Raw genomic sequence first — 19,884 nt, forward strand, 5'->3', positions numbered from 1 at the left:
TACTCGCGGGCCCGGCGAGTTGGCCGGTCAGACCCGGGTCTTGTCGAGCAGCTCGACGATCTCCTCGGTCGTGCCGGTCTCGCCGAGGCGGGGGAAGATCCGCTCGACGCTGTTGCGGTGCGTCTCGGCGTCGAGGTCGGACATCGCGTCGGTGGCGAGGGTGACGTGGTAGCCGTGCTCGTGGGCGGCGCGTGCCGAGGACTCGACGCCGATGCTGGTGGCGATGCCGGCCAGCACGATCTGGGTGATCCCGCGGCGGCGCAGGTGCAGGTCGAGGTCGGTGCCGTAGAAGGCGCCCCAGTTCCGCTTGGTCACGTGGATGTCCTCGGGGTGCCCGGTCAGGTCGTCGACGATGACGTCCCAGCCCTCGGGGAACGTGCGGGCGCGGCTCGGGCCGTCGATCCGGCCGCGTACGGCGTCGGCACCGTCGGCGGCGGCGGTGACCCGGACGAGGACGACCGGGAGGTCGTGGCCGCGGAACGCGTCCGCGAGCCGGACGGAGCGCTCCACGACGTCGGCGCCGGTGTGCGGGGCGACGGCCGGGTTCCCGACGATGCCGTGCTGAAGGTCGATGAGGACGAGCGCGGTGCGGGGGTCGAGCGTGGTGACTGCCATGGTCAGGCCTTTCGGGGGGTGGGATCGCGAAGGGATCGGTCGATGAGGGTCACCGCCAGGAGCAGTACGGCTCCGGCGAGCATGAAGAGGGCCAGGTGGTGCAGGCCGCCGGTGTCGGCGCCGTGCGTGAAGAAGGCGGCGTCGGCGGCGGAGGCGGCCATCGCGCCGAGGTACATGAACGTGCGCAGCAGCCCGGCGGCCGAGCCGATCCGGGCGGGGTCGGCCTGCCGGTAGAGGGCGTTCTGATTGGCCAGGCCATTGAGTCCCTGGGGCACACCCATCAGCGCGCCGACGGCGGCGAGGGCCCAGATCGCGCTGCCCGCGTCCAGGGTCAGCATCGCCAGACACCCGGCGACCTGGACGAGACTGCCGACCACCAACTTGCCGCGGACGGACTCCCGCCGTCCGGTCAGGCCGGAGACGACGAGTCCGCTCAACGACAGCGGCAGCAGGACCAGTCCGGCGCCGGCCGCGTGCAGCCCGCGCCCCTCCTCCATCCACTGCGTGAACCCGTAGAGGAAGGCGTAGGCGGTGGTGTAGCTGAGGAACTGGCGCAGGAAGGTGGCCAGCATGGGTGCGTTGCCGCCGAGCACCCGCAGGTCGACGAACGGGGCGGGGACCCGGAGTTCCCACCGCGCGAAGGCGGTCCCGGCGGCGAGCGCGAGCACCGGCAGGTACCAGTCCGCGGCCCGCGGTCTCATCAGGAACAGCATCAGCGAGACGAGCAGGGCGGTGAACAGGGCCATGCCGACGAGGTCGACACCGCGCGCGCCGGACGCGGACGGCCGGGACGCCTCCGGGTCGGCGGAGTCGGCGGGGCGGGCCGTCGTCGCGGGCTTCGCGGCCTTCGGCAGCCGCAGGGCTCCGAGGACCAGACAGGCCAGGGACAGCGGCACATTGACGAGGAAGATGGTGCGCCAGCCGCCGACGCCGATGAGCAGGCCGCCCAGGGTGGGCCCGACCACGGCGACGGTCTGCGCGGAGACGGCGAGCGCGGTCAGCACGCCGGCCGGGCTGCTCTGCCCGGTGCGCTCCGCCTCGCTGCGGGTCAGGTTCATGGCGGCGGGGTACGCGGCCGAGGTGCCGAATCCGAGCAGCACCCGGGCGGCGACGAGCACGCCGAGGTTCGGGGAGAGGGCGCCCAGGAGTCCGGCGACGCCCACCATGGCCGTACCGATGAGGTACAGGCGGCGTGGTCCGTACAGGTCGACGAGCCGTCCGATGACGGGCTGCCCGACGGCGGTGGCGAGATAGAGCCCGGAGACCAGCCACGCGGTGTCCGCCGGGGACGCGCCGAGCGCCCTGCCGATGGGCACCAGCGCCACGGCGATCATGGAGGAGTTGACGGGGTTCAGTACGGTCCCGAGGACCATCGGGGCGATCAGCCGACGGTCGAACCGGTCGGGCGGGCGGTGACGCGTGGGGGTGAGCCGGTGCTGGACCCAGTCGCGGAGCGTGGGTATCACGAGCGGGTGAGCCGTTCCAGCAGCGCCATCGCCGCGATGACGGTCTGCCGCTCGTCCTCCGTGCAGCGCTCCTCGAAGGCCCGGGCGAGCCACTCCGAACGGGCCTGCCGGGTGCCTTCGACGCGCTCGCGCCCGGCGTCCGTGAGCGTCACGAGCTGACGCCGGCCGTCCCCGGGGTCGGGGTTGCGCTGGATGAGCCCGAACTGGTCGAGGGCCGCGAGCGTGGCGGCCATCGACTGCGGGCGCACCCCTTCGACCGCCGCCAGCGCGCTGGCCGTGGCGGCCCCGCTCTTGCTCACCAGCGTGAGCGCGGAGATCTGGGAGGGGGTGAGGTCCTGCGCCGGGTCCTGAGCCGGATCTTGAGCCGACCCCTGCGCCGGACCCTGTGCGGGGTCCCGCGTCTCGGAAACCTCGCGGATCCGCCGCCTGAGCAGGCTGAACGCGACGCGCAGATCCTGCGCGGCACGCGCCGCGGAATCCGATACGCCCGCTTCGTTCGGCGGGTTGCCGCTGTGATCCATGCGCCCACCGTAAATCGCCCAGCTCAAACTGTCCAGTTCAAACTGCGCAGTCCAACCTGCCTATCTTGTTCACTTTCGAACTCCCGTTCGGAACACCCGTTCGCGTGAAGTCCCGGAAGGAACTCGCACCACAAAATCGAACAGGCGTAGCATTGCCGTGTGGCTGCGACCTATGACTTTCCAAGTGACCTCCTCGCCGGTCAGGAGGAGCTGCACCAGGTCCGGGCCGAGCTGCTGGCCCTGCTGAAACGACTCCCCTGGTCGGTGGAGCCCCTGGACGGCTTCAGCGACACCGGCGGCTGGCGCAAGGTGGAGCGCCCGGCCTCCCCCGGCTGGACCGACGACGAACAGGCCGAGGTCGAGAAACTCCGCCGACGCGAGCTCGAACTCACCGTGTTCGTCTCCGGCCACCGGTTCTGGTCGGAGATAGCCCCTCCGGAGAAGGTCGACGCCCGGATGCGCCTGAAGCACACGGACGACGAGCCCTCGTAGGCGATGCGGCTTTCTCTACGAGGGCGCGCCGGCAAGCCAGTCGGCCACGCCCCCGTGATGCGAGCACGTACCCCGTCGGTGCGCGGAGTAGCTGTACGTACCGTCGTCGCACAGGGCGGTGGCGCCGGCGGGGGCCTGCTGCGAGCCGCCCGAGGACGTGGAGGCACGGGAGTCACCGGGATCGCTGTCGGACGCGTCGGAGCCGCCCGCCGAAGAACCCGCGCCGTCGCCGGAGGAGTTGTCGCCGTCGTCGCTCGCGGCACCGGCGGCGGCGGACGAACTGTCGTCGCCATAGGCGTCCTCCGCGCCGGAGACATCGGCGGTGCCGGCTTCGCCGTAGTCGTCACCAGTGCCGTCCGCCCCCGCGAGGTCGTCGCAGGTCTCGCCCTCGCTGGACTTGACGGTGTCGAACGTCAGCGTGTCGTCGGTGCTCATCGTGTCGCCGGCCGCGGGCGTCTGGGCGCAGACCGTCCAGTTGCGGTCCAGGAGCTGCATACGGCCCTGGCCGGTGGCGTCGGTCGAGTCCAGGTCGTAGATACCGGCGCCCTGCGCGGCGTCCTGGGCCGCCTGGAGCTCCATGCCGACGAAGTCCCCGACCGTGACGATGTCCGCCTCGTCGCCAGAGCCGGACGACCCGTCGTACACAGACGACGAGGACGACGAACTGGACGACGCGTCACTGTCGTTGTCGTCGATCAGGGCGTTGCATCCGCCGACCACCAGAAGCGCGGCGAGCACGATGCCGCAGCCGAGTCGAGCGTTCTTCCCGTCCTCCGCCGTCGGCCCAGGTCTCTGATTGCGTGCCACGAAATGGCCCCCCTTTGCTGCTTGTCACTGCGCGCTCCCCTGCGCGCATGGCCCCGCTCGCCGCCATGAAGGGGCGCTCGCGCATCGCGAGGGGCAGGGGCCGTGAGGGCGCTGACGTTAGCCGCGTACCGCCCGATAGATGACCTTTCAAGGAAAGGGGCGAGCGGATGGTGTCGGTACAGGTACGGTGAGTCATGATCCCTGCCTGAGGGATCTTCTGCGCGGGAGCCCCCTCCCGGGTTGACGATCGTCGGGCTGGTGGCCCTGACCCGCTGAACGGGTATCGGCCCCGGGGAGCGCCCTTGGCCGATGCTGCGTTGGTCGTCGCCGGCGCCACCCGCGGAGGTGGGCCGGAACGGCGTGCGACTGGAACGGCGTGCGGTCGTAGCGGCGTGCGGTCGTAGCGGCGTGCGGTCGGAAAGAACGAGGCCCAGGCCACCCGGCTGCTCGCGCCGGTTGACCTGGGCCCGTGTCGTGTCGCGTCGTGTCGTGTCGTGTCGTCCTGAAGGCTAGGCAAGCAGTGATGCCCGCGGTGGCGTCACTTCTTGCGGCCGTCCACGATGACCGGCGTTCCGCTCGAGTCCGTACCGCACGGCACCGCGTACACCGGGTTGGCCTTCGCGGCTTCCTTGTAGGCCTCGAGGCACTGGTTGTACAGCACCTTGTCGCTCAGCGACTGCTCGATGATCTTGTTGGCGCGGGCGATGCCCTCCGCCTCGATCCGCTTGCGCTCCGCCTCCGCCTTCGCCGTACGCGCGGCCTCGGTGGCCCGCTCGGTGGCCTGCTCCTGCTGGATCTTCTTGTCGATCTGGTCCTGCAGCTTCGAGGAAGGCCTCACATTGCGCAGGTTGACGGAGGTGACGTCGATGCCGCGGGGCGCCAGGCGTTCCTTGACGAGGGCGGCGATCTCCGAGCTGATCTGCTCGCGCGCGGACGCGTACCCCTCCTCGCTGGTGTGCTTGGCGAAGACGTTGCGGATGATCTCGCGGCTGTCCGGCAGCACCAGCCGCTCCTCGACCGCGTCCTCGCTGCCCGCCAGCCGGTACAGCTCGACCGCCTTGGTCGGCGCCACGGCCCACTTGATGGTGACGTCCGCGTAGAGCACACCGCCCTGGGAGGAACGGACCTCGACGACGTCCTTGCCGTTGAGGTCGAGATCCACCGGACGGGTGGAGAAGGACGTGACGTCGGTGAACGGGGACTTGAAGTGGATGCCCGAGACCAACGGGGTACCGGTCTTGCCGAACGTCACCGGCACGCCGACCTCGGAGGCGCTCACGACATGGACGCAGGCGAAGAGACCCGCCAACAGGCCCGCCACGGCACTGAGCACCGCGCCGAGCTTCCAGTTGCCCGCGGCGGTGCGGCCGCGGCCGACGAAGAAGAGAACCAAGGCAGTTATGAGCAGCAGAATGGACAGGACGAGCACAGGTATCCCCCTCGGAAACGTTTCCGCGCCTCATGGGGCGCGGAGCCGCGCGCATCGTAGCGATCTACGGTGACAAGCTCGGGTACGGCCAGGGCCGGGCAAGAACACTGACGGCGTGAGGGGTTGCCGTGGTTGCGCCCCTTCGCCGCCCCATGCGATGCAACTGGCCCAGAGAGCAGGCGAGTTCGCGCGTGCACGCGCGCCGGGAGGGGTACGTCGACTGCGGCAGGGGCGACAACGGAAACGTGCCCGACTACATGCCGCACCGCATCCGTCGGACCACCCAGGAGCCGTCACTTGTCGCACCGAACAACCGTGGGGCTGGGCGTCGCGTGCGCCGCCGCGCTCCTCACGGTCGCTGCCTGCACGTCGGATCACACCGATGCCGGGCGGCCCAGCCGGCCCACGCACTCGTCCGGGCCAGGCGCAGCCGTCGCCACCCCGCCGAGCACCACTGAGCCTCCCGCCCAGAAGCCCCCGGGGCTGGACAGCGACGAAACGCTCGCCGGCCACCAGGACGTGACCAGCGGGAGTGCCAGTATCGCGTTCAGCGAGGGCAGGAAGAGCGACGCGCTGATCGTCGCGGTGAACTGTCGGGGCACGGGGACGATCAAGGTCGCGGTGCAGTCCGTCAAGGTCTCGTTCCCGCTGGACTGCGTCGCAGACGAGGTGAACACCACCTACAACGAGGTGGCGGTCAAAGGCGCGGACCGCGCCGGAGTCGTATCCGTCCAGGCCCCGTCGGGCGTGCGCTGGTCGATGACCATAGGCCGAGGCACACCGGCCCAGGAGGAATAGCCCGGAGACGGATCGCACGCGGCATGAGGTGACCGGGAGCGGACGCTTCCGACCGTCGAGGTCCGCTCCCGTAGACGTCGGTCGCCCGCCCAACCGCTTGGGGTCTTGAGGCCTTGGGGCCTTGGGGCCTTGGGATCGATACGACCCACCGAACGCCGCCACCTACCCCATGGTCTTGGCGCCGTCCAGGGACTCGCGGATGATGTCGGCGTGACCGGCGTGCTGGGCCGTCTCGGCGATGATGTGCATGAGCGCGCGGCGGGCCGACCATCGCCCACCCGGCTCGGACCACGGGGCCTCCGGCAGCGGTTGCGTGGCGCCCAGGTCGGGCAGGGAGGCAACCAACTCGTCTGTCCGACGGGCCACTTCGGCGTAGTCGGCGAGGACGCCGGCCAGCGTCTCACCGGGCAGCATCCGGAACTCGTCGGCCCGCCGGGCCCAGTCGGCCTCGGTCATGTTGGTGAAGTCGGGCATCGCGGACGGCCCGTCCAGGATGAACTGCGCCCAGGACCGCTCGACCGAGGTGACATGCTTGACCAGGCCGCCCAGACACAGCTGACTGGCGGTGGTCCGAATCCCGGCCTGCTCGTCGGTGAGGTCCCGGGTGGTGAAGATCAGGAAGCGCCGATGCTTGGCCAGTACGTCCAACAGGTCGGCACGCTCACCACTGACGCTCGGCTCCTCGGCCGGGTCGCAGGTCGCCAGTTCGTCGCCAGTCACGGTCTCACTCATGATCGCTGCCTTCCATGGTTCACGTTCCGCCGGACAAGAAGAACGCTATGAGCCATAGAGGTCAGATCCTGACCTAGATAAGAACGGATCAGGCGCGAGCACCGAGAAGGAGACCGGCCCGGGCGGGTAACCCCGTGGCCGCGGCGACATGTCCTGCCTGATGATCGAGCCCATGGATGCTGTCGTTCAGCGGGTACTCACGTCGTGGACCAAGAAGTCACGCGGCGGCGCTGAAGCTGCCCGGAGGAACGCCGCTCCGACGGCCTTCTTGCTGCCTCAGGGGTTGAGTTCTGCCCTGCACGAGGTCGCCATGCGGGAGTCCGAAGCCTTCGCGCCTCGCATGCGGGTGCGGGATCTCTCGAGTCCCGGGACAGTCCTTCGCGAGATGGACGGGCTCCTGCGCGTGGATCCACCAGAGGTGACCATGTTCGGCATGCCTCGACGCAACCGACGCCCGCCTGCCGTTCGCCTGGCTCCCGGTCAGTGGCTGCAGTGGCAGATCAACTACCGGTTGGTAGGGAGCTGCGGCGGTGAATGGTCGTACCGACTGGAGACGTTCAACATCTTCTACGGCTCCACGGAGCCCGGCACGTTCCTGGGAGACCCACAACGCCGTGTGGACGAACGCCGCTCACTGCGCTGAACAACACGCGCTCTGGCCGCATTGGTTCGCCGAGTTCAGACCGATGGAAGCGGTCCGGCGTTGACGACCGTACCGGTCCACGAGTCCGGTAGATCGGATGCATGTCCCCGGTGCAGTTGGGGGCTGTTGGTGTCAGCCCTTGATGTCAGAAGCCCGGCTCCCTTGGCGTGGCGTCCCGAGGATCTGAAGCACAGCGCCACTAACGAAGAGGATCAACCCGAGCCCCTGCCCCTCTGAGGTCTGACAGGCACGTCATTCGGCTGCTTGGGCCTGGTGACGGTCGTTCGGAAGCGCGGAGGTTGCTGTACTTCGCCGCTGTACAGCACCCCTAGATGGTCCGCCTGGACGGAACAGCATCGACGGCTGGCGCTTGCGCGATCATCAGCACATGGAACCGTGGACGATCAAACACTTCTCCCAGGCCAACCCGGAGGGAACCGGGCAGGGTGATGTGCCTGCGCTGCTCCGTAGAGTCGCAGACTCCATCGAAGGCCTTGGCTCGGTCGAGGTTCAGGATCTCGTCATGCATACGGAGATCACCGCGGACGGCTATCGGCCAAGCCTTACGGTCTACTACCACGACGCCGAAGACTGATCCGGGCTGCACACGGACGCTTTGCGCTAGGTCCGCTTCCTCATCAGGTCGATCACAGGGGCTGTCGACATCGGTCAACCTGGCCTGCGCCTCGGCCGATCGTCCACTGAGGTCCACCGCCGATGCTGCTGTTCGTGCTTGTTGGTGTCAGCCGCTGATGTCAGCCGCCACACGCGCTTTTTGCAGGGGGCGGCGCTGTTGAACGATCGGGGCTGTCCCTGGTGTGGCGGAGGATGGTGCGCATGTGCGCTCTTTTCGACCCCCCCGAGCCTCGCCGCGTCTCGCCGGGCGAATACCCCGTGTGGGACCAGGCTCTCGCCCTTCTGAACCGGGACCTGGCGGTGACGCTTCCCCAGCTGGAACCCCTGCAACTACTGGCCCTTCCGTCCTACGATGCGGATGAGCCGGAGAACGTCTACGTCGCCATGGCCAACGGCGAGTGGCACGGCAATCACCTGGACCCGGACTCACAGGACAGCCTTGCCTCTGCACTGGCGAGCGTCGCCGATGCCGCGCAGGAGACCGTCATAGAGCTTCTGTGGCAGGCGTGGCCCCTGTGCCCCGAGCATGGCCTGGGCATGCATCCAAGGGAGGATGCACAGGAGCGACTGTTCTGGTGGTGTGCGGGAGAACGATTGCGTCGCGGCCCGGCTCATATCCACACGGCCGTGGGCGCACTCGACGCCTTGGGAGCGTCGATCCGTACACGGTCTTGAAAACCGTCATGGCGCGAGTCACCGCGGGTCCAAGTCCCACACCCACCGCCAGCAGAAACGGCGCTTGACCAGGTGACACGGTCAAGGGCCGTTTTGCGGCTCGGTGCCTGACGGCGACTGCGGTTCCCCGTGCTTCCCCGCCCGAACGGGCACGCGAGGAGCACGGCCCCTAGTCAGGTAGTTCTACGACTGTGACGCCTGCAGCGAGCATTCTCGCGATCACTTGGTCTGCCAGGTCGTCATCGCAGATGGCTTCGGCCATCGGTGGATCACCTTTCAAGATCGGCAGGTAGCCCAGGCCCGTGTGCCAAGGCTCCCAGCGATCACGTTCAGTGGTCCACATCGGCTCGAATTCGAGCAGATCCCGGTCGTTCATGCCCACCCCCTGGATGCACGGTAGCGCGCGGTCGGTGGAACGGCTTTGGGCGGGAGCTGCCATGGGGCGAGTGATCATGGCCCCTTAAGCTTCCGGCGAGTCGGGCAGTCTCAGCCACGACGGGTTCTGACCTGATGCCGCCGGCCAACCCATCTCAGGGCGCGGCGGCGCAGCCCGCGCGGAGCGGAGCGGAGCCGGGGCTTGATCAAGTAGAGAAAGTCCTACCGCGCTGCGCACTCCTGGGGTGCTCTTCCACGGCGGAGTCGAAGCTCAGTCGTCAAAAGGCAGTGACCCACGGACCGGAAGAGGGAACCGGTCACAGCCGGGTTGCCCGGCTGCGGCCAGTCCGCGGTCGGCTGCGATCCAGGCAAGATCCGCTGATGTCAGGTCTGGATGACAAAGACCCCCAGCCATGATCGGCTGGGGGCCTTTCCCTGGTGGGCGCGGACGGTTTCGAACCGCCGACATCCGCCTTGAAAGGGCGGACGTGGCCGGCAGCGCACTTCCCCAGGTCGCTTCGGCTATACCTGCTGCCCAGGTGCACGGCGCATCTCTACTGTGGCGAGCCGTCATTGACCGTGGTTGACCGCACGATGTGGCACGCGGCCTTCTGATCCGTAGCTCTAGAGAGAACGGTCGGGCACGGTCATGTCGGCCGAAGTTGAGCCCATGGCCACCGCTGCCCATCGCGGGCGGGCGCTGGGATCGCGGTACACCGCTGCTGTACGGGTAGCGTCCCCCTGGTGGATCTCAACCTCATCAAGGATGTTCCCGGCGGGCTGACTCGGCGGGCTCGCAGCTTTGTCGCTGTACACGGCATCAGGGTCGATACCCGGTCTGTCGAGCAGCACAGGCAGTGGTGGCTTGATCGGGGAATCCCAGAGGATGTCGTTGACCGCATGGCGGCCTATCAGGAGCACTGGGGCGGCCTGCTCCTACCGCCGGCCTCCCAGTACGACGGAGGGCCGAAGTACTTCGACGCTGACTCCCCCGAAGGAACGTCCTCCGAGGGCTGGTGGTTCGAGGCCGGCACACAGCGGACCGCCGTTCCTTACGCATTCATGATCGGTCCGGCCGGTGAGTTCGGGATCCACGCGGACAGCTGGGCGCCGTTGCACGCGAGTATCGAAGGGTGGATCGAGGCGGTCGCGCTGACTCATCACGCGTCGATGTGGGCCAAACAGATCACGAAGATCACGGGCGATGACGTCGATGGCATCGAACTTGATGCCATGGAACCGGTCCTGGAGGTACAGGGCCTCGCTGACAACTGGTGGCGCGGTGCGGATTCGCTGGTCGCGATCTACACAGGCGAGGCGCGATGCTTGTCCTCTCCAGGGGGGCGTACTGCGCTGATCTACTCCGGCCTTGACGAGTGGGGGCTATACGGAGGTGTCGGCGACGGGTCGCCTCGGGCGGAGCAGTCTTGAAATCCGTCGTGGCGCGAGTCACCGTGGGTTCGAATCCCACGCCCACTGCAGTGGTGGAGAGCCTCTGACCAGCAGGATCGGTCGGGGGCTCTCTTCGGTCCTGTCGCCGCGAGCGACCGTGGTTCCCCGCGATTCCCCGCCTGACCGGGCACGGAAGGGGCACGGTTCTTCCGTGCATGAGCATGGTCAGGCAGAGGGATCGCATACTGGCGGCATGCTCTCGCCACAGCGGTTCCGAGATGCCCAGCACACGAAGTACCACTTCATTGATCATGTGCTCGTGAGCTGTCCGAAGTGCGCTGGGATTGCACACGTTGCCCCGGTGGCGCCTGCGGCTGAGGACGCTGTTCCCTCGGTGTTCGCGCGCCGCCGTCTCGTCTGTAGGGCATGCGGTCTGTCACGAGAGGCTGCTGGGGGAGGGTTCCGCCTCTTCCGAGGGCGAGGCGAAGCGACAGATCCCTACTTCGGTCTGCCGCTGTGGTTGCAGACAGAGACGCGACACGGCTGGCTGTGGGCCTACAACCCGGAACACCTGGAACTGATCCGGAAGTTCGTACAGGCACCGTTGCGTGAACGAGCACCATGGGACGCGCAAGTAAAAAAGATGACCCTCGTCGCGCGGCTACCAACCTGGATCAAGAGCGCGAAGAACAGAGATGAGGTTCTGCGCGCCATCGACCGGATCCGGTCGTCCCTCGCCTGACCAGCTCAACCACACACCTACCCCAGCTCCCATCCCGTCTGCCGTCGACCCACACACCGTGGAGCGGGCATGGTTCAGGGTGTCAAGGTGGAGCGCCCTGCCGGACGAACGACCTTGACGCCCTGGGCCGCGACTGCTCGGCTCTGCCTGGGTCGACGGCGGGCGGGGTGGGAGCACCCCACACACGCCACACTCGGTCGGCACCCGCGAACGGCGCCCCCGCCATCTCGGAGCCTGAGCGCCCCCGCCGGAGGCTCGTTCTGACCGTGGCCGCGCTACGTGGTGCCCGACTCATGGCCTCCGGGCCTTATCCACCTGTGGGCGCCGTCGGCGCAGCCCGCGCGGAGCGGGCCGAAGGCAGGAGCGTCGCGCGGAGCGGAGCGGAGCCGGGGCTTGATCAAGTAGAGAAAGTCCTACCGCGCTGCGCACTCCTGGGGTGCTCTTCCACGGCGGAGTCGAAGCTCAGTCGTCAAAAGGCAGTGACCCACGGACCGGAAGAGGGAACCGGTCACAGCCGGGTTGCCCGGCTGCGGCCAGTCCGCGGTCGGCTGCGATCCAGGCAAGATCCGCTGATGTCAGGTCTGGATGACAAAGACCCCCAGCCATGATCGGCTGGGGGTCTTTGTCCTGGTGGGCGCGGACGGTTTCGAACCGCCGACATCCGCCTTGTAAGGGCGGCGCTCTACCACTGAGCTACGCGCCCAGGACGAGTCGACAGCCTACATCGCCCGGGGGGATGCCCCGCAAACCCGTATCGGGCGAGTTGGTGGCCAGGCAGGGGCAGCGGCAGGGGCAGAGGTGGGCCGTGGCGAGGGAGCACATGGGGTTCTGCGGGTGGGGGCTCGTCGGGGAGCGGTCAGGGGGCGCCGGGCGGGGGTTATCCCCACCTCTCATTCGGGAGCGGGCCGGATCGATCCGGGCTTCGTGCGTGCATACCGTCGAAGAGGCTTCGGCGGCCCGCTCGGGCGAGGGGCGAGGCGTCCAGGCGTTCAGGCATGCACGTGATCGCAGACCGGTATCCAGGGGGAGATCGACATGGCCAGTACACGTCATCGCGGCATCGGCGGGAGCCGGAACCGTACCCGCGCCGCCGCTCTCACCGCCCTCGCGGTCGGGCTCGTCGCCACGGTCGGTGCGTGTGGGGCTTCCGCCGGGGACGACAAGGAGCCCGAGCAGCGGTCCTTCGGGCTGCACGGGCGGGTCCTGACCGTCGACTCCGACGACTCCGCGCTCGATGTCGTGGCGTCGGACTCCGCGAAGGCCGGTGAAGTCCAGGTCACCCGGTGGTTCCAGGGGCACGTCGCCCTGGGCGGAGACCCCCGGGTCACCTGGGCCATGAAGGACGGGGACCGGCTGGTGCTGCGGATGAAGTGCTCGGGCGTCGTCGCCGACTGCTCGGCCCGGCACCGGATCGTCGTGCCGCGCGGGGTGGCCGTCAAGGTCGAGGACGGGGACGGGCGGGTCAGCGCGAAGGGCTTCGCGGAGGCGCTGAGCATCCGTACGGCCGACGGCTCGGTACACGTCAGCGACTCCTCGGGCGCACTGGATCTGCGCAGCGGCGACGGCTCCATCCGGGCCGTCGGCGTGGACACCCGCAGGGTGCGGGCCCGTACCGACGACGGGTCGATCCGGCTCGAACTCGGCACCGTGCCGGACCTGGTGGACTCCCGCAGCGGCGACGGTTCCGTCTCGATCGTGCTGCCCCGGGCCGGCTACCGGGTGACGGCCGCGAGCGGCGACGGCTCGGTCCACGTGGACGTGCCGCGCGACGGTTCCAGCTCCCACCGGGTCTCCGCGCACACCGACGACGGAAAGATCACGGTACGAACAGCGAACTGATCGGCCCGTGTGTTCGTCTTCAACCGGTGGGAGAATGACAGCCGGGCAAGGCGGATGACAGCACGGGAGAGGGATGTGACGGCGACACCTTCGCGGCCGTATTCGCCGTTCTCGGGACCCACGCGGCCTGCGCGCCCAGCACAGCCTGCACAGCATGCGCGCCCAGCACGCCCAGCACGCCCTGCACGCCCTGCACGTCCCTGGGGCCTCCGGGACCTTCTCGGCCTCCGGGGGCGCTTCGGCCTCCCGGGTAAGGGCAATCTCGGGCTCCGGCAAGGGCGCCCACGGATCCCCTTGATGCCGCCGGTCCCGCCGGTCCCGCCGGTCCCGCAAACGCGGGCGACCTCACCGACACGCCCGACGTCCGGCACCGCCCGTGACGTGCTCACGCTCGTCGCCCTGCCCCTGCTGGCCGCCCTCGCGCTGCCCGCGGCCTTCGCGGGGGGCGGCACCCGGCGCTGGTTCGGCGGGCGGTCCGAGGAGCACCGGGCCGAGGCGCAGGCCGCCAAGGACGCCGCCGCGGCGGCGTTCTACGAGCTCGACACCGCCCAGCGCGACCTGCGGATCTCGATCGAGACCATCACGGCCGTCGACGACTCCCCGGCCGCCCGCCGCGCGGTCTCCGACTTCGCGGCGCTGGGGCGGCGCATCGACGAGGCCAGCCAGAAGTACATCACCGCCGTCGACGCCCACGATCTCGACCGGGACGAGCTGGAGGCGTCGGTCGCGGTGCGGGCCCGCACCGAACTCGTCGCCGCGAAGGACGAACTCGGCCGTGTGAAGGCCGATCTGGACCGGTTCGAGCAGAGCCTCGGGCCGCTGCTCGGCAAGGCCGAGACCCAGCTCGCCCGGCTGGCGCCGGCCGTCGAGCGGGCCCGGCAGGCACTGCTCGCCGCCTCCAACGCCCTCGATTCCGTACGACAGTCGGGGCTGAAGGCCGACGATCTCGCGGCACGGCTGGCCGCGCTGGCCCCCGAGCTGACCAAGCTCAACCAGGGCGCCGGGCAGCACGGCGTGCCGGAGACGCTGGAGCGGGCCGAGCGGGTCTCACGCGAGGCCGCGGCGGTGCGCTCGGAGGCGGAGCGGCTGCCGGAGCGGGCCGCGGAGATCGACCACCGGCTCGTTTCGCTGCGGACCCGGGCGCAGGCCCTGACGACCCGCTCGGGGCAGGTGGAGCCGGTGCTGAGCGAGTTGCGGCGGCGGTTCTCGGCGGCGTGCTGGCAGGACCTCCAGCACGTGCCGGAGCAGGCCGCGGAGAACGTACGGCAGGCCGAGGCGAAGCTGAACGAGGCTCGGGCAGCGCGTGAGGCGCAGCGCTGGCCGGACGCGACCTCGCTGCTGGCGACGGTGCGCGCGCTGCTGAACGGCACCGACGAGGCGGTGTCGGCGGCGGGTGACCGGCTGCGGCGGCTGAACGCCGTGCAGAAGGATCCGCAGCAGGAGATCGACCGCACCCGGTTCGCGATCCGGGACGCGCAGCGGCTGGCGATGGCGGGCCGTTCGACGCCCGACCCCCGGCAGGCCCGCCCGCTCGACGACTCCGTCGCCCGGCTCGACCGTGCCGTGGCCACGCTGGAGGGCCGGCACCCCGACTACTGGCACTTCCTCACCGAGACGGAGGCGGTGCGGCAGACGGTGGCCCGTGTCGTCACGCAGATCCGCGAGGAGCGCGGCGGCGTCTGAGAGCGCGGCGGCGCCTGAGAAAGTACCGGGGATCCGAATCAGGGATCCGAACCGGGGATCCGAACCAGAGGTCCGCACCAGAGGTCCGCACCAGGGATCCCAACCGGCGAATCCCCCCGACCGGCTCGCCCCGAGGCCGCCGCCCGCCTGCTCACCCGCTCACCCGCCGAGGAGCCCCCAGGGCATCCCCGCGGGAGGAGCCTCCCCCCGGCTACCTCGCCGGGGAGAGGACCCTGGCCGCCGATCAGGTGCGGTACGCGTAGTACGCCGCGTTCGGGTACGCCGCGAGCAGGCTCGACAGCGAGCGGCGGTAGGTGTCGGTGTCGTGGTAGGTCAGGTACGGCACCCCGCCGCTGCTGCGGTACGACGTGATCATGGAGTGGTCCTTGGACCCGTCCTTGTCGAAGTCCATCTGCATCACGTCGCCGACGTCCATCTGGTAGACGTTCGCGAGGGGCGTGGAGCGGTGGGCGGTCTGGGTGAACCAGGACCACTCGTTGACGCCGACCCAGGTGTCGGTCTGGGTGGACGCCGTGTAGTTCCAGGTGCCGTACTCCTCGGCGGAGCTCGCGACCGTCGCCCAGCCGCCCGCCATCAGGGACTGGCTGAGGTAGTTCGTGCAGTCGCCGCCGACGGAGTTGAAGCTGCGGTAGGCGGGGTTGTAGTTCTTCCAGTACTTCTCGGCGTACGTCGCCATGCCCGCGTAGTCGTACGGGCCGCCGGTGAGGTTCTTGGGGTTGGCGGGCGCGGGGTACGTGGTCGCTGCCCGGGGGGCGTCGACAGCGGCCATCGTGGTTCTGGTGGGCTTCGTCGTGACGGGCTGGTTGATCTGCCGGGGGCCCTTGTCCGTCGAGCGTTCGCCGGTCAGTTTCCAGGTTCCGTCGGGCCGGGCGGCGAAGGTCAGGACGTGGTGGGCCCGGAAGCCGGTGGTGGCGGGCTCGTCCCCGCGGATCTTCCGGTAGGTGAGGGTGGTGGTCTCGGTGACCCAGGCGGTGGCGTGACGGCCGGTGAGCCGGGTCCGGTCCACGGTGACCTGGGTGTCGGCGGCGCTGTAGGCCTCGCCGAGGGCGGCGAGGCGGGACCGGGTGCCGTGCAGCGCGGTGACGGCGGTGGTCTCGGTCTGCGCGAGGGTGCCGGAGACCCGGATGCCGGACGTGGTCGCCTTCAGGGCCGTACGGGCCTTCGGGGCCGTGTCCAGCAGGGCGGCCGTGCGGTCGGTGAAGACGGCGTCGGCCACGCGGCCGAAGGCATCGGCCGTCGCCGCGGTCACGCGGGGGGCGGGGGCCGCCGCGTGGGCGGTGGACAGGGGCAGCAGGAGGGCGGAGAGGGTGAGCGCTCCCACGACGGAACAACTGCGGCTTAAGTTCTTCGGTGTCACTGAAGATTCTCCTTGATCCCCGGTAGGACTCCAGGGAAGGGAATCTTTACATGTCCCACTCAACTGTGGTGACTCCGGGGGGAGTTCGCGTCGACTACAACCAAGTCCCTTATGTCGGAGGTAAGTTGATCTCGACGTACGGGGCGGGGTCACCACACGGAAGCGGGGTCACCGTCCCGGCGGCGGGCCCTACTTCACCACGGTCGACCAGTCGGGCGACTGGGCGGGGTCCAGGCCGCGCAGGCGTTCCAGGGTCTCGGGCTTCTGCACGTCGAGCCAGTTGGACAGCTCCTGGAAGGACACGCATTTCACGCCCTTCTTCGTGCACACGTTCTTGATGACCTGGTCGATGGACTTCATGTAGATGCCGCCGTTCCAGTCCTCGAAGTGGTTGCCGATGAACAGCGGTGCCCGGCTGCCGTAGTAGACGCGGTTGAATCCGGCCATGTAGGAGTTGACCGTCTCCTGTTCCCACTGCGGGTACTGGGCCGGGTTCCCCTCGGTCTCACCGTCGGACTGGTTGTAGAGGAAGTTGAAGTCCATGGACAGGCCTTGGTACTTGCCGTTCTCGTAGGGGAGCATCTGGAGCGGGAAGTCCCACACGCCCTCCTTCTTCCTGGGCCATATCTGGAAGTCGCCCGCGGAGCTGGCGTCGTAGCGCCAGTTGTACTCCTTCGACGTGGCCTTCATGGCCTTGAGCAGGTTCTTCTGTCCTTCGAGACACGGCGCGCGCCCGCCGCTGATGGCCTTCGACGGGTCGAAGGGGAGCGACGGAAGGTCCGTGTAGCCGGTGTTGGTCCTCCACTTCTCCACGAAGTCGAAGAACTGGTTGATCTCGCTCTCCCACTCCTCGACGCTCCAGTCCCCGCCACCCTTGTCGCCGCAGAAGTGGCCGTTGAAGTGGGTGCCGATCTCGTTGCCGCCCTTCCACGCCTTGCCGAGCTCCTCCAGCGTGGTGCGTATGTGGTCGTCGGTGGCGTAGCTGATGGCCGCCGATCCGGGCGAGTGCATCGGCGGTTCGTAGAGCGTCTTCTTGTCCTTGGGCAGCAGGTAGATGCCGGTCAGGAAGAACGTCATGTGGGCGTTGTACTGCTCGGCCATCTGCCGGTAGTGCGAGAAGAGTTCGTCGTCGCCCTGGAGGGCGCCGTCCCAGGAGAAGACGACGAACTGGGGAGGCTTCTCACCGGGCTTGAGCGGTACGGCCTTCAACTCGCCTTTCTGCGGGCCGGTGTAGGACGTGGAGCCGTCGCCCAGCACATGGATCTTGCCGTCCCACGGCGGTTCCTTCTTCACCTTGGTGGCCGGGCCGTGCGCGCGGGCGGACGCGGCCGGGGTGGTGTGGTCGGTGTTGAGGGCCAGGTAGGTGGCCGCCGTGGAGGTGACGACGAGGAAGGCCGTCATGGCCGCGAAGCCCTGGCGGGCGGAGGCGGCTGCGGAAGCGGGATCGGACTCACGGCGCCGGCGCCGGCTGTGCTTCGAGTTCATACGGGGCACATTCTGCGAGGGGGACGGAAGGTGTGTGGCGCGGCCACCGGGTGGCCGTCGGCGGGGGCCGAGCCGGACGGTCGGCCGACGGGATCAGCGGAGCGGGCTCATGGCGCCGGACCAGATGCCGTACGGCACGTCGGCGACGGGTGCGCCGGCGATCCCCTTGAGCGGCAGCGGTTCGAGGCTCTTGGTCAGGTCGATGCGGTAGAGGACCACGGCCGTCGACACGGAGGCGTTCGAGCCCACGTACCAGGCGGACTTGTCGTCGAGCGTGGCGCCCCGCTTGCCGGCCACCCTCACCGAGAGGGGGGCCGCGCCCGGGTGGCCGAGGCGGAAGGAGTCCGCGAGCGCGTCGGTGACCTGGCGGGCCACCTCGGCGCGCATCGCGCGGTGGGGCGCGGGCATGTCCAGCCGGACGCGGGAGCCGTTGCGGGTGATGCGCTTGACCGAGTACGGCTCGTAGTGCGTTCCGTCGGCGGCGAAGGTGGCGTAGGCGCTGGCCATGCGGATCGCGCTGGGGGTGGCGGCGCCGAGGGACATGGCCGGCACCTGGGGTCCGATGCTGGAGGGCAGCAGACCCGAGGCCTCGGCGGTCTCGCGCACCTTGTCCAGGCCGGCGTCCATGCCGAGCTGCATGAACGGGGTGTTCACGTTCTGGGCGAGCGCCGAACGCAGGGAGATCCGGCCGTAGTTCTTGTTGCCCTCGTTGTGGGCGGCGACCTTCTTGCCGCCGCGGTCCCAGTAGGGGCCCTCGGGGGTGCTGACCGGGACGCCGTCGTTGCCGTCGTACAGGGTCTCGGGGGTGACCGGAGTGGCCGCGCCCTCGCGGGTCTTGTGGACGCCGTTCTCCAGCGCGGCGGCGTAGACGAAGGGCAGGAAGGCCGAACCGGCGGGGACCGTGGTCGCGTTGGACTCGTTGTAGCCCTGCTTGCGGTGGTCGGGGCCGCCGTAGACGGCGAGGATCCGGCCGTCGTCGCCGATCGAGGCGGCGCCGTAGTGGGCGGCCTTCGCGTTGTCCGGGTCGTCCTTCTTCGTCTGCTTGCGGGCCTTGGCCACGGCGTCGGTGAGCGCGGTCTCGCGCTTGCGGTCGAAGGTCGTGTAGATCTGGTAGCCGCCGAGGTCGAAGTCCCGGTCGGAGATGTGCCCGGCCTTCTTGGCGTACTGGGTCGCCAGCTCGACCAGGTAGTCGCTCTGCTTGCCGGTGTCGTAGCTCCCGCTCTGCTTGATCGGCTCGGGGAACTTCGTGTACGTGGCCCGCTCGGCGGCCGAGAGCTTGCCGGTCTTGACCATGCGGTCGAGGATCCAGGACCAGCGTTCGACGGCGCGCTCGTGGTTGGCCTTGCTCAGGGTGGGGTCGTAGAGGCCCGCGCCCTTGAGGAGCGAGGCGAGGAACGCTCCCTCGCTGGCGTTGAGGTGGCTCACGTCCTTGCCGTAGTAGGCCTGCGAGGCCCGCTGGAGGCCGTAGGTGCCGCGTCCGAACCAGCTCGTGTTGAGGTAACCCTCGAGGATCTTGTCCTTGCTCATCTTGTTGTCGAGCTTGAGGGCGATCATGGCCTCGGTGAACTTGCGGGTCACCGAACGGTTCTGGGTCAGGTAGACGTTCTTGACGTACTGCTGGGTGATGGTGGAGCCGCCCTGGGTGTCCCCCTGGCCGACCGTCTTGACCAGGGCGCGGGCCAGGCCCTTGGCGGAGATGCCGGGGTCGCTGTAGAAGCTCTCGTTCTCCGCCGCGAGGACGGCGGAGCGCACGTCCTTCGGTATGTCCTTCAGCGGCATGGCCTGGCGGCGCACCCAGCCGGTCCGGGCCATCGGCGTGCCGTCCGACCAGAAGTAGACATTGTCCTGCTGGGTGGCATATGTGTTCAGGTTCTGGGGTATGTCCGTTGCCGCGTAGGCGATGACGAGCAGCGAACCGCTCAGGCCCACGGACAGCGCGAAGGCGCAGAGCCACTGCCGCCAGGAGGGCAGCCAGCGGCGCAGTCCGGTGCGGCCCGGGCGCGGGTAGGCGGGTTTGAGGCGCCGCGTGTACGGCTTGAGGCGTGCGGCCAGCCGGGCCGCGGCGGAGGGCCCCGAGGGCTTGCGGCGGCTGCCGCGGCCGCGCTGCGGTACGGATGTGTCAGCCATGGCGCACCCCTGCGCCTCGGCGGCCCAAAGACAGGGGATTCGAGGCATC

Annotated in this window: 19 protein-coding genes and 1 tRNA gene; 9 read left to right on the plus strand and 11 right to left on the minus strand. The window is 69.2% G+C overall.

What is annotated here, in order from left to right; genetic code table 11:
• Nucleotides 1-27: 27 nt before the first annotated feature.
• The 3 genes from ACZ4TO_RS11840 to ACZ4TO_RS11850 all read right to left on the minus strand — a co-directional run bounded on the left by ACZ4TO_RS11840 (nt 28) and on the right by ACZ4TO_RS11850 (nt 2,602).
• Nucleotides 28-615, minus strand: coding sequence for a hydrolase (locus ACZ4TO_RS11840; RefSeq protein ID WP_468024079.1), 588 nt, complete (start codon nt 613-615; stop codon nt 28-30).
• Between the two features lie 2 nt (nt 616-617).
• Complete coding sequence (locus ACZ4TO_RS11845; RefSeq protein ID WP_468024366.1) at nt 618-1,988, minus strand: MFS transporter; 1,371 nt, start codon at nt 1,986-1,988, stop codon at nt 618-620.
• Between the two features lie 89 nt (nt 1,989-2,077).
• On the minus strand, nt 2,078-2,602 hold the full coding sequence (locus tag ACZ4TO_RS11850) for a MarR family winged helix-turn-helix transcriptional regulator (RefSeq protein WP_382781722.1): 525 nt from the start codon (nt 2,600-2,602) through the stop codon (nt 2,078-2,080).
• 159 nt (nt 2,603-2,761) lie between these two features.
• Here ACZ4TO_RS11850 and ACZ4TO_RS11855 point away from each other — a divergent pair, with 159 nt between their 5' ends.
• Nucleotides 2,762-3,094, plus strand: coding sequence for a hypothetical protein (locus tag ACZ4TO_RS11855; RefSeq protein ID WP_382781725.1), 333 nt, complete (start codon nt 2,762-2,764; stop codon nt 3,092-3,094).
• Nucleotides 3,095-3,109: 15 nt separating this feature from the next.
• Here ACZ4TO_RS11855 and ACZ4TO_RS11860 read toward each other — a convergent pair whose 3' ends face one another.
• Both ACZ4TO_RS11860 and ACZ4TO_RS11865 read right to left on the minus strand, forming a co-directional pair.
• Nucleotides 3,110-3,901, minus strand: coding sequence for a DUF3761 domain-containing protein (locus ACZ4TO_RS11860; protein WP_468024080.1), 792 nt, complete (start codon nt 3,899-3,901; stop codon nt 3,110-3,112).
• 538 nt (nt 3,902-4,439) lie between these two features.
• The gene (locus ACZ4TO_RS11865; protein ID WP_468024081.1) at nt 4,440-5,330 is read right to left on the minus strand and encodes a prohibitin family protein; all 891 of its coding nucleotides are present in this window, start codon (nt 5,328-5,330) and stop codon (nt 4,440-4,442) included.
• Nucleotides 5,331-5,627: 297 nt separating this feature from the next.
• Here ACZ4TO_RS11865 and ACZ4TO_RS11870 point away from each other — a divergent pair, with 297 nt between their 5' ends.
• Nucleotides 5,628-6,128: a hypothetical protein gene (locus ACZ4TO_RS11870; protein WP_468024082.1), complete on the plus strand. Its 501-nt coding sequence runs from the start codon at nt 5,628-5,630 to the stop codon at nt 6,126-6,128.
• Nucleotides 6,129-6,290: 162 nt separating this feature from the next.
• On the opposite strand, the gene ACZ4TO_RS11875 is transcribed toward ACZ4TO_RS11870, so the two are convergent.
• Nucleotides 6,291-6,860, minus strand: a complete 570-nt coding sequence (locus tag ACZ4TO_RS11875; protein ID WP_468024083.1) for a DinB family protein — start codon at nt 6,858-6,860, stop codon at nt 6,291-6,293.
• Nucleotides 6,861-7,293: 433 nt separating this feature from the next.
• On the opposite strand from ACZ4TO_RS11875, the gene ACZ4TO_RS11880 reads away from it, so the two are divergent.
• The 3 genes from ACZ4TO_RS11880 to ACZ4TO_RS11890 all read left to right on the plus strand — a co-directional run bounded on the left by ACZ4TO_RS11880 (nt 7,294) and on the right by ACZ4TO_RS11890 (nt 8,814).
• Nucleotides 7,294-7,503, plus strand: a complete 210-nt coding sequence (locus tag ACZ4TO_RS11880) for a hypothetical protein (RefSeq protein WP_468024084.1) — start codon at nt 7,294-7,296, stop codon at nt 7,501-7,503.
• 388 nt (nt 7,504-7,891) lie between these two features.
• Complete coding sequence (locus ACZ4TO_RS11885) at nt 7,892-8,098, plus strand: hypothetical protein (RefSeq protein ID WP_468024085.1); 207 nt, start codon at nt 7,892-7,894, stop codon at nt 8,096-8,098.
• A gap of 242 nt (nt 8,099-8,340) precedes the next feature.
• Nucleotides 8,341-8,814, plus strand: a complete 474-nt coding sequence (locus ACZ4TO_RS11890; protein ID WP_468024086.1) for a hypothetical protein — start codon at nt 8,341-8,343, stop codon at nt 8,812-8,814.
• Nucleotides 8,815-8,983: 169 nt separating this feature from the next.
• Here ACZ4TO_RS11890 and ACZ4TO_RS11895 read toward each other — a convergent pair whose 3' ends face one another.
• On the minus strand, nt 8,984-9,253 hold the full coding sequence (locus ACZ4TO_RS11895) for a hypothetical protein (RefSeq protein ID WP_468024087.1): 270 nt from the start codon (nt 9,251-9,253) through the stop codon (nt 8,984-8,986).
• Between the two features lie 680 nt (nt 9,254-9,933).
• Here ACZ4TO_RS11895 and ACZ4TO_RS11900 point away from each other — a divergent pair.
• Both ACZ4TO_RS11900 and ACZ4TO_RS11905 read left to right on the plus strand, forming a co-directional pair.
• Nucleotides 9,934-10,620: a hypothetical protein gene (locus ACZ4TO_RS11900; RefSeq protein ID WP_468024088.1), complete on the plus strand. Its 687-nt coding sequence runs from the start codon at nt 9,934-9,936 to the stop codon at nt 10,618-10,620.
• A gap of 214 nt (nt 10,621-10,834) precedes the next feature.
• Entirely contained in the window at nt 10,835-11,323 is a 489-nt protein-coding gene (locus ACZ4TO_RS11905; RefSeq protein ID WP_468024089.1) for a hypothetical protein, read from the plus strand.
• A gap of 628 nt (nt 11,324-11,951) precedes the next feature.
• Here ACZ4TO_RS11905 and ACZ4TO_RS11910 read toward each other — a convergent pair.
• A tRNA-Val gene (locus ACZ4TO_RS11910) sits at nt 11,952-12,026 on the minus strand.
• 332 nt (nt 12,027-12,358) lie between these two features.
• Between ACZ4TO_RS11910 and ACZ4TO_RS11915 the strand changes: the two genes are divergently transcribed.
• Complete coding sequence (locus ACZ4TO_RS11915) at nt 12,359-13,162, plus strand: DUF4097 family beta strand repeat-containing protein (RefSeq protein ID WP_468024090.1); 804 nt, start codon at nt 12,359-12,361, stop codon at nt 13,160-13,162.
• A 297-nt stretch (nt 13,163-13,459) separates the two neighbouring features.
• Nucleotides 13,460-14,845 (plus strand): hypothetical protein, encoded by a 1,386-nt coding sequence (locus ACZ4TO_RS11920; RefSeq protein ID WP_468024091.1) that lies wholly within the window; start codon nt 13,460-13,462, stop codon nt 14,843-14,845.
• Nucleotides 14,846-15,089: 244 nt separating this feature from the next.
• Here the strand turns inward: ACZ4TO_RS11920 and ACZ4TO_RS11925 are convergent, their stop codons facing one another.
• The 3 genes from ACZ4TO_RS11925 to ACZ4TO_RS11935 form a co-directional block, all read right to left on the minus strand.
• A complete protein-coding gene (locus ACZ4TO_RS11925; RefSeq protein WP_468024092.1) occupies nt 15,090-16,187 on the minus strand; it encodes an amidase domain-containing protein in 1,098 nt (365 codons plus the stop codon).
• A gap of 225 nt (nt 16,188-16,412) precedes the next feature.
• Nucleotides 16,413-17,708, minus strand: coding sequence for a polysaccharide deacetylase family protein (locus tag ACZ4TO_RS11930; RefSeq protein WP_382781940.1), 1,296 nt, complete (start codon nt 17,706-17,708; stop codon nt 16,413-16,415).
• A gap of 93 nt (nt 17,709-17,801) precedes the next feature.
• Nucleotides 17,802-19,835: a transglycosylase domain-containing protein gene (locus ACZ4TO_RS11935; protein ID WP_382781943.1), complete on the minus strand. Its 2,034-nt coding sequence runs from the start codon at nt 19,833-19,835 to the stop codon at nt 17,802-17,804.
• Nucleotides 19,836-19,884 lie beyond the last annotated feature (49 nt).

It is taken from the genome of Streptomyces sp. NPDC028298 (genome assembly GCF_055565895.1).